The sequence below is a fragment of the Pseudomonas sp. GV105 genome (assembly GCF_003058185.1).
GTDB classification, from domain to species: Bacteria; Pseudomonadota; Gammaproteobacteria; order Pseudomonadales; family Pseudomonadaceae; genus Aquipseudomonas; species Aquipseudomonas veronii.
The window spans coordinates 80,327-94,168 of record NZ_QBUF01000003.1 but is presented as its reverse complement, the minus strand read 5'-3'; the positions used below and the strand labels follow the sequence as shown (position 1 = coordinate 94,168).

The 13,842-nt window shown below is 62.8% G+C and carries 15 protein-coding genes; 6 read left to right on the top strand and 9 right to left on the bottom strand.

The window, feature by feature from the left end; translation table 11 throughout:
* The 7 genes from C8K66_RS06640 to C8K66_RS06610 all read right to left on the bottom strand — a co-directional run bounded on the left by C8K66_RS06640 (position 1) and on the right by C8K66_RS06610 (position 5,535).
* Positions 1–1,350, bottom strand: coding sequence for a CoA transferase (locus C8K66_RS06640; RefSeq protein ID WP_108524478.1), 1,350 nt, complete (start codon positions 1,348–1,350; stop codon positions 1–3).
* A 40-nt stretch (positions 1,351–1,390) separates the two neighbouring features.
* A complete protein-coding gene (locus tag C8K66_RS06635; protein WP_057004521.1) occupies positions 1,391–2,734 on the bottom strand; it encodes a HAMP domain-containing sensor histidine kinase in 1,344 nt (447 codons plus the stop codon).
* A gap of 67 nt (positions 2,735–2,801) precedes the next feature.
* A complete protein-coding gene (locus tag C8K66_RS06630; RefSeq protein ID WP_046382269.1) occupies positions 2,802–3,269 on the bottom strand; it encodes an LTXXQ domain protein in 468 nt (155 codons plus the stop codon).
* Positions 3,270–3,438: 169 nt separating this feature from the next.
* Positions 3,439–4,116 (bottom strand): response regulator transcription factor, encoded by a 678-nt coding sequence (locus C8K66_RS06625; protein ID WP_046382270.1) that lies wholly within the window; start codon positions 4,114–4,116, stop codon positions 3,439–3,441.
* A gap of 7 nt (positions 4,117–4,123) precedes the next feature.
* Positions 4,124–4,531 carry a translation initiation factor 2 gene (locus C8K66_RS06620; RefSeq protein ID WP_046382271.1) on the bottom strand — a complete coding sequence of 136 codons (408 nt, stop codon included), beginning with the start codon at positions 4,529–4,531 and terminating at the stop codon, positions 4,124–4,126.
* 106 nt (positions 4,532–4,637) lie between these two features.
* A complete protein-coding gene (locus tag C8K66_RS06615; RefSeq protein WP_046382272.1) occupies positions 4,638–4,937 on the bottom strand; it encodes a YciI family protein in 300 nt (99 codons plus the stop codon).
* 1 nt (position 4,938) lies between these two features.
* Positions 4,939–5,535, bottom strand: a complete 597-nt coding sequence (locus C8K66_RS06610) for a septation protein A (RefSeq protein WP_108524477.1) — start codon at positions 5,533–5,535, stop codon at positions 4,939–4,941.
* A gap of 87 nt (positions 5,536–5,622) precedes the next feature.
* On the opposite strand from C8K66_RS06610, the gene C8K66_RS06605 reads away from it, so the two are divergent.
* From C8K66_RS06605 to rluB, 5 genes are all read left to right on the top strand, one after another.
* Entirely contained in the window at positions 5,623–6,486 is an 864-nt protein-coding gene (locus C8K66_RS06605; protein WP_046382274.1) for a PHP domain-containing protein, read from the top strand.
* Between the two features lie 13 nt (positions 6,487–6,499).
* Complete coding sequence (locus tag C8K66_RS06600; protein ID WP_017847159.1) at positions 6,500–7,129, top strand: L-threonylcarbamoyladenylate synthase; 630 nt, start codon at positions 6,500–6,502, stop codon at positions 7,127–7,129.
* A gap of 120 nt (positions 7,130–7,249) precedes the next feature.
* Positions 7,250–7,948, top strand: a complete 699-nt coding sequence (locus C8K66_RS06595) for a ScpA family protein (RefSeq protein ID WP_169850570.1) — start codon at positions 7,250–7,252, stop codon at positions 7,946–7,948.
* Between the two features lie 12 nt (positions 7,949–7,960).
* A complete protein-coding gene (gene scpB, locus C8K66_RS06590) occupies positions 7,961–8,887 on the top strand; it encodes an SMC-Scp complex subunit ScpB (RefSeq protein ID WP_079444579.1) in 927 nt (308 codons plus the stop codon).
* A 290-nt stretch (positions 8,888–9,177) separates the two neighbouring features.
* Entirely contained in the window at positions 9,178–10,422 is a 1,245-nt protein-coding gene (rluB, locus tag C8K66_RS06580) for a 23S rRNA pseudouridine(2605) synthase RluB (protein WP_017847162.1), read from the top strand.
* 111 nt (positions 10,423–10,533) lie between these two features.
* Here rluB and C8K66_RS06575 read toward each other — a convergent pair whose 3' ends face one another.
* Positions 10,534–11,493, bottom strand: a complete 960-nt coding sequence (locus C8K66_RS06575; RefSeq protein WP_108524475.1) for a leucyl aminopeptidase — start codon at positions 11,491–11,493, stop codon at positions 10,534–10,536.
* 73 nt (positions 11,494–11,566) lie between these two features.
* Entirely contained in the window at positions 11,567–11,704 is a 138-nt protein-coding gene (locus C8K66_RS30965) for a hypothetical protein (RefSeq protein WP_003175756.1), read from the bottom strand.
* Between the two features lie 648 nt (positions 11,705–12,352).
* On the opposite strand from C8K66_RS30965, the gene C8K66_RS06570 reads away from it, so the two are divergent.
* Positions 12,353–13,768: an amino acid permease gene (locus tag C8K66_RS06570; RefSeq protein WP_057004518.1), complete on the top strand. Its 1,416-nt coding sequence runs from the start codon at positions 12,353–12,355 to the stop codon at positions 13,766–13,768.
* Positions 13,769–13,842 lie beyond the last annotated feature (74 nt).

Sequence of the window (13,842 nt, the reverse complement as noted above, 5' to 3'; positions counted from 1 at the left end):
TCACCAGCGAGGCCGGTGCGACCCCAATTCCCCTGCCGGCAAATCCCACTGCAACGGTGTGCCGCTGATGGTCAGCGGCGCGAGCAATCGGTGCGCCGGTCCCCAGGCGGTTTGCTCCACCACCAGCCCCTGGTCTTCGAGGGCTTCGGCCCGCAATGCCGGTTGCTCCGGAACCGGCCCGGCCTCCATCAAGCATTTTGCCGTGCGCGCCAACGATAATTGCGCCGAGCCGCCACGGCCGGACGCCAAGCGCTCGCGCAGGGCCTGGATCGCGCTGGCCGCCATCAAGTAGCCGGTGGCGTGATCCAGCGCCTGCAACGGCAGCGGCACAGGTTTATCCGTGTGTTTCCAGGCCATGCCCGCGTCGGCGATGCCGCAGCTCATCTGCACCAGGCTGTCGAAGCCCCGGCGATTGCGCCACGGGCCGCTCCAGCCATAGGCGTTGAGGCTCACGTCGATCAGGCCGGGGGCGAGCTGTTGCAATGCGTGGGCGGTGTAGCCCAATTGCTCGAGGGCATCGGCGCGGTAACCGTGGAACAGTATGTCGGTGTCTTTGAGCAACCCTTCGAAAACCTGGCGGTCTGCGGCGGTTTTCAGGTCCAGGCGCGCACAGCGTTTGCCCAGGGTCATTTCCGGCACCACGCCCGGCTCGTTCCAGGTCGGCGAGTCGATGCGCAACACGTCCGCGCCCAGCCCGGCGAGAAAACGACTGGCCACGGGGCCGGCCAGCACGCGGGTCAGGTCCAGCACTTTGAGGCCGGCCAGCGGGCGGGCCGCCGCGCCGCGCCAGGGTCTGTTGGCGGCGGGTTCAAAAGTTTGGCGCTGAACCAGGTGCTCGGCATTCACCGCCAAGCCTTGGGGATGTTGCTGCCAGGCCTGCCACGACCGCATCTGCGCGGCACAACCGCCGGCATCGACAATCGCCTGTTCCAGCTCGGCAGCGTTCCACGCGACGACCTTGCTCGCCATCCCGGCACGGTCAGCGACGTGGCCCAGCACCCGCTCGGCAGCCGCACGGTGATGCGGCGCGTTGGTGTGCAAGCGAATCCAGCCGTCGGCGCTGGCATAGTCGCCGGCCACCGGGTCCCACAGTGGCGGTACTTGCCAGCCTGTGGGGCGGATCGAAGAAGAGAACCAGAAAGACGCGAGGCGTCGGTCCACGCTCACGCTGGGCAAGCGCCCGGTCTGTTGCAGGATGAGTTGGGCAACCGCCTGGCCGGCGGCGCCGATGCTGGCGCAGGCCAGGTCGCTCACGGCGAAGATCGACGGCAAGGCGCCGGCCCCGGTCGAGGTCAGCGGGGTGCGCGGTAGATCGAGTGCGGCTTGGATGGGAGTCAGCAGGTCAGTCATCGAAGGCCCTCCATAAGAGAAGGGCCACTATAGAAGATCATCACACCGGTGTGACAACCCCCGGCGTCAATGGCAGGTCGATGCTGGCGCTGAAACCGCCGTCGGGATGATTGGCCAGGATCAGGTTGCCGCCATGCCGTTCCGCTGCGCGCCGTGCAATCGCCAGACCCAGGCCGTGGCCCTGCGCCGTTTGGCCGGGGGCGCGGTAGAACGGCTCGCCCAGTTGGCTCAGGTGCTCGGCTTCGACGCCGGGGCCGTGGTCGCGCACGCTGATCAGAATGCGTTCGCCCAGGCGGCGCGCCTGCAACTCGATCGGTTGGCCGGGCGGGTTGAAGCGCTGGGCATTGCGCAACAGGTTATCCACGGCGCGTTCGATCATGGTCGGCCAGCCTTTGAGGCGCAGGTCGGGATCGGCGCTCAGTTGCACCACTTGGTCCGGCGCGCTGAGTTGGGCGTCCTTTTGCAGGGTCTTGAGCAGCGGGATGAGGTCGACGTCTTCGGCACTGGCGTTGTCGGCATCGACCCGGGCCAGTACCAGGATTTCGCTGATCAGTGCTTCCAGGCGGTCGCACTCGCGGGTCAGGCGCGGCCAGAGTCTTTCCCGTTCCTCGGGGCCGGCCCGCTCGGCCAGGGCCAGGGCGATACGCAGGCGGGCCAGGGGCGAGCGCAGTTCGTGGGACACGTCTCGCAGCAGCTGGCGCTGGCTGCCGATCAGGCTCTGCAAGCGTGCGCCCATGCGGTTGAAGTCGGTGGCGAGTACGCCGAACTCATCGCGGCGGTTGGCCAGTTGCGCCAGGCTGTTCTGCTGGTAGGTGGCCTGGCCGAGGTCGTGTACCGCGCCACGCAGGCGGCTTAAGGGGCGGGTGATGGACAGCGTCACCAGCAGGCTGAACAGGGTCAGCACCACCAGGGCAATCGCCAATGCGCTCAACGGCCACATCAGGCTGCTGCGGTGCCAGGCGTCCAGCTCCGGGTGGGGGATGCGATAGATCAGCAGGTAGGTGTCGCCGGTCTTTTCGCTGGTGTACTCGGCGGTCAGGCGCCGCCAGGGCAGGTGGCCGTCCTTGCTGTCGTTCTGCCGGGCTTCGAAGGCGGCGGCGCGGCGCGGAAAGGTGCCGCGGACCACGGGCTCGCCGCTTTCGTTGAGTACTTGCACGTCAATGTGATACTGACGCTTGCGCTGTTGCAGCAAGTCTTGGGCGGCGTCCTCGCCCTGGGCTTCGTAGAGTTGGGTCCACTCTTCGGCCAGGTTATTGAGGCCGGGGTGGCGGCTGAGAATCCAGGCGTCCTGGTTGAGCATATGCCCAAGCAGGATCGACAGCCCGGCAACCAAGGCGATAGCCAGCCAGAAACTGGCCAGGATGCGCCAGAACAATGAACGCACAGGAAACCCTCAAACAGGAAAAGCCCAGCGGCGCGAACCGCTGGGCTGGGGCAGTGAAGCTAACGCATTATTGCGCTTTTTGCGGCTGCTGCGCTTTCCAGGCCTGGAATTCCTTCCATTCGGCGCGGCGTTGTTCCTGTTTCTTGACGATCTCGTCGAATTTCTTCTGCTGGTCAGGCTTGAGTACGGCACGGATATCGGCCTGGGTTTTCTGCTTGCCGGCGGCGATTTCATCTTGCATGGCTTTCTGCTCAGCAGCCGGGAGTTTGTCCAGGTACTTTTTGACCAGGTCTTTGCGAGCCTGCCATTGGTCACCCATCAGCTTGCCAATTTGCTCGCGCTGTTCCTTGCTCAAGTCCAGCTGGCTGAGCGGGCCACCTTTGCCACGCGGACCATGTTCACCGCCGTGGCCCGGGCCACCCATCATCATGTGGCCTTCTGGGCCGCCCATCGGGCCTGGGCCTTCGGGCATTGCCGCCATGGCAACGGTGGGCAGGGCAGCGGCGAACATCAGAGCGATTAGGGTCTTGCGCATGGTGATTCTCCTGTCTCTATTCCGGTGAGTCCGGATGTGAGTAGATTACGGAGATCAAGGTCAGCGGCGGTCAGGTGTGGGTAAAGCTTGGGTAAAGAGGGTTTTGGCGGCGCCTGACAAAACCCTTGGGAACGAGCAGATCAACGGTGGGATCAGTGTGGCGCGGGGTTCAGAGGCTGTAGTAGTAGCCGCGGCTGCGCAGCGCCACGATCCGTGGCCGGCCATCCGGGTGCGGGCCGATCTTCTTGCGCAGATTGCTGACGTGCATGTCGAGGCTGCGATCGTAGAGGGTCAGCTTGCGGCCGAGGGCGATCTGCGCCAGTTCCTGTTTATCCAGCGGTTCGCCGGGCTGGCGCAGCAAGGCTTCGAGCAGGCGGCTTTCGGAGACGGTGAGGGTGAATTCCTGATTGTCGATGCTGACCACGCCGCGCACCGGGCTGAAGCACAGGTCGCCCAGTTCCAGCTGGGTCGACACGGCAGCCGGGTGGCTGCGGCGCAGCACCGCGCGCAGGCGGGCAGTCAGTTCCCGCGGGTCACAGGGCTTGGCCAGGTAATCGTCGGCGCCCAGTTCCAGGCCGAGGATGCGGTCCAGCGGCTCGCCCCGGGCCGACAGCATCAGCACCGGCAACTCCGGATGGTCGTTGCGCAATTGCTTGAGCAACTCCAGGCCGCTGCCGTCGGGCAACATCACGTCGAGCACCACGGCCGCCGGGGCGCTGTCGGCCAAGGCTTTGCGGGCGCTCAAGCCGTCGTGGCAGGCGCGCACCTGGAAGCCTTCCTGGCCCAACCAACTGGTCAGCAGCTCACAGAGCTCCTGGTCATCATCTATCAGTAACAGCTCGCTCATGACTCACTCAATTTAGCCATTGTCGACGGCGACGGTGCCCACCGCTGGCGAAGATCCCGCACAGCAAGGCGATCAGCGCGACGGCCGCGCCGGTGACAAACCACTGCTGCTGCTCGGTCAGCCATCGGGTCAAGCCGCCGCCCTGTGCCTCTTTGAGTTGCTGGGCCAGGCGTTGGTTCTCTTGGCGCAAGCGACTCAACTGGGCACTTTCACGCGCAGCATCCGTGGTTTGCAGTTGCTTGCTCAGTTCTTCACGCAGCCGTTCGCTTTCTTTCAAGCGTTGCTGCAATTCGGTGATCTGGCTGCCGGCGCTCAAGGACAGGGGCGTAGAACTGCCGGTGCTTGAGGTTTCTTCAGCGTGGGCCGTAGCCCCGATCATTAACACTGCCAACAGACACAACTGACGTAAGCGCATCGGAACTCCTGATTCCACACGAATATTCAGAACGTTGTCGGCAGGTTACCCAGAATAATGAGCAATTAGGAGTGCGCCGAACCGAATTGGTTCGGCGCGACCGGGGTCAAGGCAGGACTTGCTTGAACGGTTTGATCACCACGTCCGCGTAGACGCCGGCCGCTACATACGGATCGGCCTTGGCCCAGGCCTGGGCATCGGCCAGGGACGCGAACTCGGCAACGATCAGGCTACCGGTGAAACCGGCGTCGCCCGGGTCGTTGCTGTCGATCGCCGGGAGCGGGCCGGCCAACACGATGCGGCCTTCGGCCTGCAGTACTTTCAGGCGCTCGACGTGGGCCGGGCGCGCGGAGAGGCGTTTTTCCAGCGAGTTGGCAACGTCGGTGGCAATGATGGCGTAGAGCATGTCAGTCCTCGGTTTTCGGCGAAGTGGGGTCGGTGTCATGCAGGTGGCGCGACAGGTAGATGCCTTGGCCGACCAGGAACAATACGGTCATGCCCAGGCTGCCGAACACCTTGAAGTCGACCCAGTAGTCCTGGAAGGTGAAGGCCACGAACAGGTTGGCGGCGCCGCAGAACAGGAAAAATACGATCCAGGCCATGTTCAGGCGCGTCCATACCGGCTCCGGCAGGGTCAGGGCGTGGCCCATGATCCGCTTGATCAACAGGCGGTCGCCAACGAAGTGGCTGCCGATAAACGCCAGGGCGAACAGCCAGTTCACCACCGGGGCTTTCCATTTAAGGAAGGTTTCGCTATGGAAGGCCAGGGTCAGGCTGCCGAAGACCAGGCAGGCGACGAGGGTCAGCCATTGGCTTTTTTCGAGTTTGCGCTGGGAGATGAAGATGGCGCCGTAGACCACGATGGAGCTGATGATCAGCACGGCGGTGGCGCTGTAGATGCCTCCGAAGGTCAGTTCATGGCCGGCGAGATCGATGACCTTGGGGTCGAGTTTGTAAACGATGAAAAACAGCAACAGCGGGATGAAGTCGATGAATTGTTTCACAGTAAGAGCCAGAAGCTGGATGTGGCGGCATAATAACAAACATCCTTGGTAGCGAAAGCGCCACCTGACTTGAGGTTACACACTTCCGTGAATGTTGATTTGCACTGCCACAGCACGGCCTCCGATGGCGCCCTGGCGCCCGCGGTGCTGGTTGCGCGTGCGTTTGAAAAAGGCGTGCGAGTCCTGTCGTTGACCGACCACGATACCCTCGAAGGCCTCGACGAAGCCCGCGAAGCCGCCCAGGCCCTGGGTATGCAACTGGTCAACGGCGTGGAATTGTCCTGCACCTGGGGTGGCGCCACCATTCATGTGCTTGGCTACGGTTTCGACCAGAAAGCCCCGCCGCTGGTGGAGGCCATCGCCCAATTGCGCGATGGCCGCTGGCTGCGCTCCGAAGAAATAAGCCGCAAGCTCGGCCTCAAAGGCATGTCCAACGCCCTCGACGGCGCCCGGGCCATCCAGCAGGAGCTGGGCGACAGCGGCAACGCACCGGCCCGGCCGCATTTCGCCGATTGGATGGTGCGCGAAGGGTTTGTCCGGGACCGCGCCGAAGCCTTTCGCAAATGGCTGGGCGCCGGCAAGCTGGGCGACGTCAAGCAGCACTGGCCGACCTTGGACGACACCGTCGAGACCCTGCGGGCCTCCGGGGCCTGGGTCAGCCTGGCACATCCCTGGCATTACGATTTCACCCGCAGCAAGCGTCGCAAGCTGATTGGCGACTATATTGGTGCGGGCGGCCACGCAATTGAAGTGGTCAACGGGCATCAACCCGCCGAACAGGTTGGCAGCCTGGCGATTCTTGCCCGCGAATTTGGTCTGCTGGTCAGCGCCGGCAGTGACTTTCATGGCCCAGGCGGCTGGTCCGAGATCGGCGAATATCGCCCGGTCCCGGAAGACTTGCCGCTCTTGTGGGGGCGATTCAAGCATGACCCCATTATTGCCACCGTCTGAACAGGTAGAGCACGTGAGTCAATTCTTCCAGATTCATCCGGAAAACCCTCAGCCACGCCTGATCAAACAGGCCGTGGAGATCATTCGCGCCGGTGGCGTGGTGATCTATCCAACGGATTCGTCCTACGCCATCGGTTGTCAGATCGGCGACAAAAACGCGGTCGAGCGTGTCAGACGCCTGCGTCAGTTGGACGACAAGCACAACTTCGCGCTGATCTGCAGCGACCTGTCCCAACTGGGCCTGTTCGCCAAGGTCGACACCGGCACCTTCCGCCTGCTCAAGGCCCACACGCCGGGGCCGTACACCTTTATTCTCAACGCCACCCGCGAAGTGCCGCGCCTGCTGCTGCATCCGAAGAAGCGCACCATCGGCCTGCGCGTGCCGGAACACCCGATCGCCCTGGCGCTGCTGGCCGAGTTGGGCGAGCCGCTGATGAGCGTGTCGCTGATCATGCCCGGCGCCACTGAACCGCTGGAAGACCCCTACGAAATGCGCCAACTGCTGGAAAAACACGTCGACCTGATCATCGACGGTGGTTTCGGCGGCGGCAAGGCATCCACCGTGATCAACCTGGCCGACGGCGACCCCGAAGTGATCCGCGTCGGCTGCGGCGACCCTGCGCCGTTTATGGCCGAGGCCTGAATGTCGGCCGTGGAAACCGTCGACAGCCAGGCCGGCGCCCAGCAGGAACTGCCGTTTGCCATGGTGTATGGCCAGGCGGTCATGGAAATGCCGCTGGACCTGTACATCCCGCCGGATGCCCTGGAAGTGTTCCTCGAGGCCTTCGAAGGCCCGCTGGACTTGCTGCTGTACCTGATCCGCAAGCAGAACATCAACATCCTCGACATCCCGGTGGCGGAAATCACCCGCCAGTACATGGGCTATGTCGAGCTGATGCAGTCGGTGCGCCTGGAACTGGCCGCCGAGTACCTGGTGATGGCCGCGATGCTCGCCGAGATCAAGTCGCGCATGCTGTTGCCGCGCTCGGAGACGATCGAGGCCGAAGAGGACGACCCGCGCGCCGAACTGATCCGACGCCTGCAGGAGTACGAACGCTTCAAGGCCGCCGCCGAAGGCATCGACGGCCTCAGCCGCGTGGGCCGCGATGTGGTGGTGCCCAAGCTCGATGCCCCGGAAGCCCGGGCGCGCAAGCTGTTGCCGGACGTGAGCCTGGAAGAGTTGCTGATGTCGATGGCCGAGGTACTGCGCCGTGGCGACATGTTTGAACACCACCAGGTCAGCCGCGAGGCGTTGTCGACCCGCGAGCGCATGAGCGATGTGCTCGAACGCCTCAAAGGCGGCGGTTTTGTGCCGTTTGTCGAGCTGTTCACCGCCGAAGAAGGGCGCCTGGGGGTGGTGGTGACCTTTATGGCGATCCTTGAGCTGGTCAAGGAATCCTTGGTCGAGCTGGTCCAGAATGAGCCTTTTGCGGCTATCCACGTGCGGGCGCGAGCCGAATAACGAGCTGAATCGATGAATCTGACTGAACCCCGCGAACTGGCCCCGCTGCTGGAGGCCTTTCTTCTGGCCTCGGGTAAGCCGCAATCCCTGGAGCGCCTGTTCGAACTCTTTGAAGAGGCCGAACGTCCTGAACCGCCGGTCTTCAAGAAAGCCCTGGAGATCCTGCGCAAGTCCTGCGACGGCCGCGCCTTTGAACTGCGCGAAGTGGCGTCGGGTTATCGCCTGCAGATACGTGAGAAGTTTTCCCCATGGGTCGGCCGCTTGTGGGAAGAACGCCCGCAACGTTATTCCCGGGCGATGCTGGAAACCATGGCGCTGATCGCCTATCGCCAGCCGATCACCCGTGGTGAAATCGAGGACGTGCGCGGCGTGGCGGTCAACAGCCATATCGTCAAGACGTTGCTGGAGCGCGAGTGGATTCGCATCGTCGGTTACCGCGACGTGCCCGGCAAACCGGCGATGTTCGCCACCACCAAGGTGTTCCTCGACCACTTCAACCTGAAAAACCTCGACGACCTGCCGCCCTTGGCCGAATTGCGCGAGATGGAAACCGAGCCGGAACTCGACTTCGACGACGCCCCGGTCCCGGCGAGCCTGCAGGAACTGGCCGATGCCACGGCCGAGCCGGAAGAACCGAAGGACGAAACCAGTTTCCATACCTTGTTGCTGGAACTGGACGACATGGAGCAGGGGATCAAGACCGACTTCGATGACTTGCTGCGTGATGGCGCGGCCGAGCCCGAAAGCCAGGTGAATGTTGAAGCCGAGCCAGAGCCCGAAGCGGAACCTGAGGAAGACATTCTCGGCGTCGCCCAAGCCCGCGAAAAACTCCTGGCTGCCGTCGCCGCCCTCGAGCAGCCGCCGCTGAGCGACGAAGAGGACGAAGCCCGTGCCCTGGCCGAAGCCATCGAGGCCGAGCGCCGCCAGCTCGACGACTGACGCCCACCTTGTAGGAGCGAGCTTGCTCGCGAAAAACCCAAGAACACCGCAGACAACCAGATTCCCCGCGTTATCGTTGACGATATTCGCGAGCAAGCTCGCTCCTACAGCCGGTGGGCACCACCGGTCGGCGGAAAAACCACCGACTCGGCACTTATCGACTAGCCTCTGATGCGCAACGCGCGCCATGCGCGTATGATTCGCGACCCTTTGCCGATGTATTCGGCCAAAGCCCCGCTTTCAACACTCTTCAGGCCACGCCTGAATCGACCCACCGGGAGGTGCTTAAGATGAACGATAAAGACCAGAACGACAGCCAGGAAATCGGCCCAGCAGGCGAAAAACTGCAAAAGGTGCTGGCGCGTATCGGCGTGGGCTCGCGCCGCGACGTCGAAGCCTGGATCACCCAGAAGCGCATCAAGGTCAACGGCGTCGAGGCCACCCTCGGCCAGCGCGTCGACCTGCACGATGCAATCACCATTGATGGCAAGGTCATCAAGCGTGAAGAGGCCGCCGAATCGGTGCGCCGCGTGATCATGTACAACAAGCCCGATGGCGAGATCTGCACCCGTGACGACCCGGAAGGCCGTCCGACAGTGTTCGACAAGATGCCAAAGCCCAAAGAAGGCCGTTGGATCAACATCGGCCGTCTCGACATCAACACCACCGGCTTGCTGATGTTCACCACCGACGGTGAGCTGGCCAACCGCCTGATGCACCCGTCCTACGAGATGGACCGCGAATACGCCGTGCGTGTGCGTGGTGAAGTCGATGACGAGATGATCGAGCGCTTGAAAGCGGGCGTCGTCCTCGAAGACGGCCCGGCCAAGTTCACCGATATCAAGCAAGCACCCGGCGGCGAAGGTTTCAACCACTGGTACCACTGCGTGGTGATGGAAGGTCGCAACCGTGAAGTGCGTCGCCTGTGGGAATCCCAGGGCCTGGTGGTCAGCCGCCTGAAGCGCGTGCGCTTCGGTCCGGTGTTTCTCAACTCCGACCTGCCGATGGGCCGCTGGCGCGAAATGAGCCAGTACGAAGTCGACATCCTCAGCGCCGAAGTCGGCCTGACGCCGGTCGCGATGCCGCAGATGAACGCCAAGAGCAAAGACAAGCTCGAACGCATGCAGCGTAAATCGTCGCGCCCGGTGGCCCGCACCGAACGCGTTGCCCGCACCCTGCGCCCGGCGCTGGATGCACCGGCTACCGGCGGGCGGATTTCCCGTGAGCCGCACATTGAAGGCGAGCGTCGTCCAACCGCGCCATCGCGTCAGGAAGGCGAACGTGCGCCACGCACGCCGCGTCCTGCCGGCCGTGGCGAAGCGCCAAGCGGTGGTCGCGGTAATCGCGGTGAAGCCGGTCGCGGTGCGCCCGCAGGTCGCCCGGCCGACAACGCCAGCACCAAGCGCCCAGCCAAGCCCGCGCCGAACAAGCGCCCAGGCCTGAAACTGGTGGCGGACGAGCCGTCGGGCAAGCGCCGTGGCGCGCCGGCCGGTTCCGGTCAGCGCCCGGGTTTTGGTCGCAAGAAACCGCAGTGATGTAAGCGCTGCATAAAAACGCCAACCCTCGGGTTGGCGTTTTTTTTGGATCTGCATTTGCAATGCCATCAACTGTGGGAGGGAGCAAGCCCCTCCCACAGTTGGATCTGATCAGAACGCAAAGGTGCCATCGAACACCGGCTTGTCATCCAGCGCCAACACCCCGCTGGCGAAGATCAAATCCAGGTGATGACTGCCTTTCTGCCCGCCACCCAACCCAAGGTGCAGGCCGCAGTGACGCTCTTCGAACCCGGCGTTGCGCGCATACAGATCCTTGACCCCTTCATTGGTACCGATCCCCAGTTCCTCCACGCGGCGGTTCGATGGGTTGGCGTTCAGGTACTTGTTGAAATCGTCCGCCAGCCCCGGAACGTCGCTGGCCACACTGCAGATGGTCGAGTTTTCGATCCACAGCTCCAGCGGTGATTGCAGCACGCCATATTTGCGTGCGAAGGGGATGGTGCTGAGGAAGGTGCCGACAAACCGCACCTGGCCGTTGATGGCTTCGCTGTGGGTGGCGATCTCGCCGGGGGCCAGGTCGTGGTTGCCGATGCCGTTGATATTGGTCCACTTCTTGATGCTGCTCAGCGGTGCTCGCAGGCGTGAGCCGTGCCGATCGCTGAAGCTCAGCACCGAGGCCTGGGACATGCGCCGGATCAGCGTGGCGTTGAGGTCGGCGATGCGTTGCGGCTCGACGCTGAAGGTGTCGTAGAAGTAGTCGCCGTAGTCCTTGAACAGCAGGGATTTTTTCCAGTGCTCGGCCATTACGCCATGCAACGCGCGGATAAAGTCCGGGCCTTCGGCGCGGGGGTTGGGCAGGGTCGAGGCGTCGTAGAAAAACAGGTACAGGTCGCAGGTTTCGATGGCTTCGGCCAGGGTGTCGCCGGCGGCCAGGTCCAGGCGCTGCACCTGGAAGTTGAAGCGGGCGGCGCTGCCGAGGCTGATCGCCTGGGCAATCGCCTCGTAGCGTTCGGTATGGCCCAGCAGCACAGTCGGCCGGCTCAAGCCGCTGAGGGCCGGATGGTGGGCGAGGTAGTAGAGAAAGTGTTCGACGGCGCGGGCCTTGTCCATGACGGGTGTCCTTGTGTGCCTTGGGTAAGGGGGCAGGCGCAGCGCACTGCGCCTGCCGGATGCCTGCCGGGGGTTAGAACGGCCACATCGCGGTGCCAAAAGGCACCACGGCATCGGCTTGCATCATTTCAACGGCGGCCTCATGGGTCGGCGCTTCAAACCAATCGTCAAGTTGCAGTTCGGTTTCCAGGTCGTTTTCCAGTGCTTGCATGGTGTATCTCCTAGAGGACGTTGTTTGAGAACGGCTTACCCGCGGGCTTCGCAGGGCAAGTGAAAGAACCTAGGTGAGAGTGTTTCGGAATGCAAAAATTTTATTGACACGGTCTCATTTGGATTTTTTGTTCTGTTTTTGACGCGCCATTTTTTCCCCATGCAAAACAGCGCACTGGGGCAGGCGAGTGTTCGGATATGTCCTACCGCCAATTTTTTGTGAACTGACAGATACTGGCTGGGTGTAACGCCGATTTTCCGCGTTGTAACGATTGATTTACGCAAAAGGCCTGCGGTACCGGGCCGGCACCGCGCTGTAAGGAATACCTGACAGATTGTCGCGGATGCTCGCCAGGGCCGTCCGCAAGCGGTCGAGCGGTGTACAATGCGCCGCGTTTTACTGTGACCCCCTTGCGTAACCGCGCAAAAGGCCAAGACCTCAGGGTTAATCCACCCTGATCACTCCGCCTAGCCACGAGCCAGACGGGTTCGATTTCGTCACAGATAAAAACAAACAGGTGACGCATGACCGATAGAACGACGCTGTATTCCTGGTGCCTGCGCTGGGGTTTGAGCGGCGCTGCTTGAGTCGCACATCAAGGCAGCAACCTGCATTCAACATCATCAAACCTTGCGTGAGAGCCTTTTCATGAGTGGACCCGATTCCTCTTCAGGCGAACTGAAACGTGGCCTGAAAAACCGTCATATCCAGTTGATCGCCCTCGGTGGTGCCATCGGCACCGGCCTGTTCCTGGGCTCGGCCGGGGTGCTCAAATCCGCCGGCCCGTCGATGATCCTGGGCTATGCCATCTGCGGCTTCATTGCCTTCATGATCATGCGCCAACTCGGCGAAATGATCGTCGAAGAGCCGGTAGCCGGTTCCTTCAGCCACTTTGCCCACAAATACTGGGGCGGTTTCGCCGGCTTCCTGTCGGGCTGGAACTGCTGGATTCTGTACATCCTGGTGGGCATGTCGGAGCTGACGGCTGTCGGCAAATACGTGCATTACTGGTGGCCGGAGATTCCGACCTGGGTGTCGGCGGCGGCGTTTTTCGTGTTGATCAACCTGATCAACCTGGCCAACGTCAAAGTCTTCGGCGAGGCCGAGTTCTGGTTCGCCATCATCAAGGTGGTGGCCATCGTCGGCATGATCGCCCTGGGCAGCTACCTGCTGGTCAGCGGCAGCGGCGGCCCGCAAGCCTCGGTGAGTAACCTGTGGGAACACGGCGGCTTCTTCCCCCACGGTGTCGGTGGGTTGGTGATGGCCATGGCGCTCATCATGTTCTCCTTCGGCGGCCTGGAAATGCTCGGCTTTACCGCGGCCGAAGCCGACCAGCCACGCACCGTGATCCCCAAGGCGATCAATCAGGTGATCTACCGCATCCTGATCTTCTACATCGGCGCCCTGGTGGTGCTGTTGTCGCTGACGCCGTGGGACAGCCTGCTGGCGACCCTCAATGCGTCCGGCGATGCCTATAGCGGCAGCCCGTTCGTGCAGGTGTTCTCGATGCTCGGCAGCAACACTGCCGCGCATATCCTCAACTTTGTGGTGCTGACCGCCGCGCTGTCGGTGTACAACAGCGGCACCTACTGCAACAGCCGCATGCTGCTGGGCATGGCCGAGCAGGGCGACGCGCCGCGGGTGTTGGCGAAGATCGACAAGCGCGGCGTGCCGGTGCGCTCGATCCTCGCCTCGGCGGCGATCACCCTAGTGGCGGTGCTGATGAATTACCTGGTCCCGCAACACGCGCTGGAACTGCTGATGTCGCTGGTGGTGGCCACGCTGGTGATCAACTGGGCGATGATCAGCTTCTCCCACTTCAAGTTCCGCCAGCACATGAACCGCACCGGCCAGGTGCCGTTGTTCAAGGCGCTGTGGTATCCGTATGGCAATTACCTGTGCCTGGCGTTCGTGGTGTTTATCCTGGTGATCATGCTGATGAGTCCGGGGATTCAGGTCTCGGTGTATGCGATCCCGGTGTGGGTGGCGTTCATGGGGCTGTGTTACTGGATCAAGAACAAGCGCCGCGCGGATCAGCGTCTGGCGATGGCCGCGCTGGAGTAACCCTTCGATGCTGTTGAGCAAACCCGGCCGCGTGCCGGGTTTGTCGTTTGAAGGGATGGGCGGGGCGCATTCGC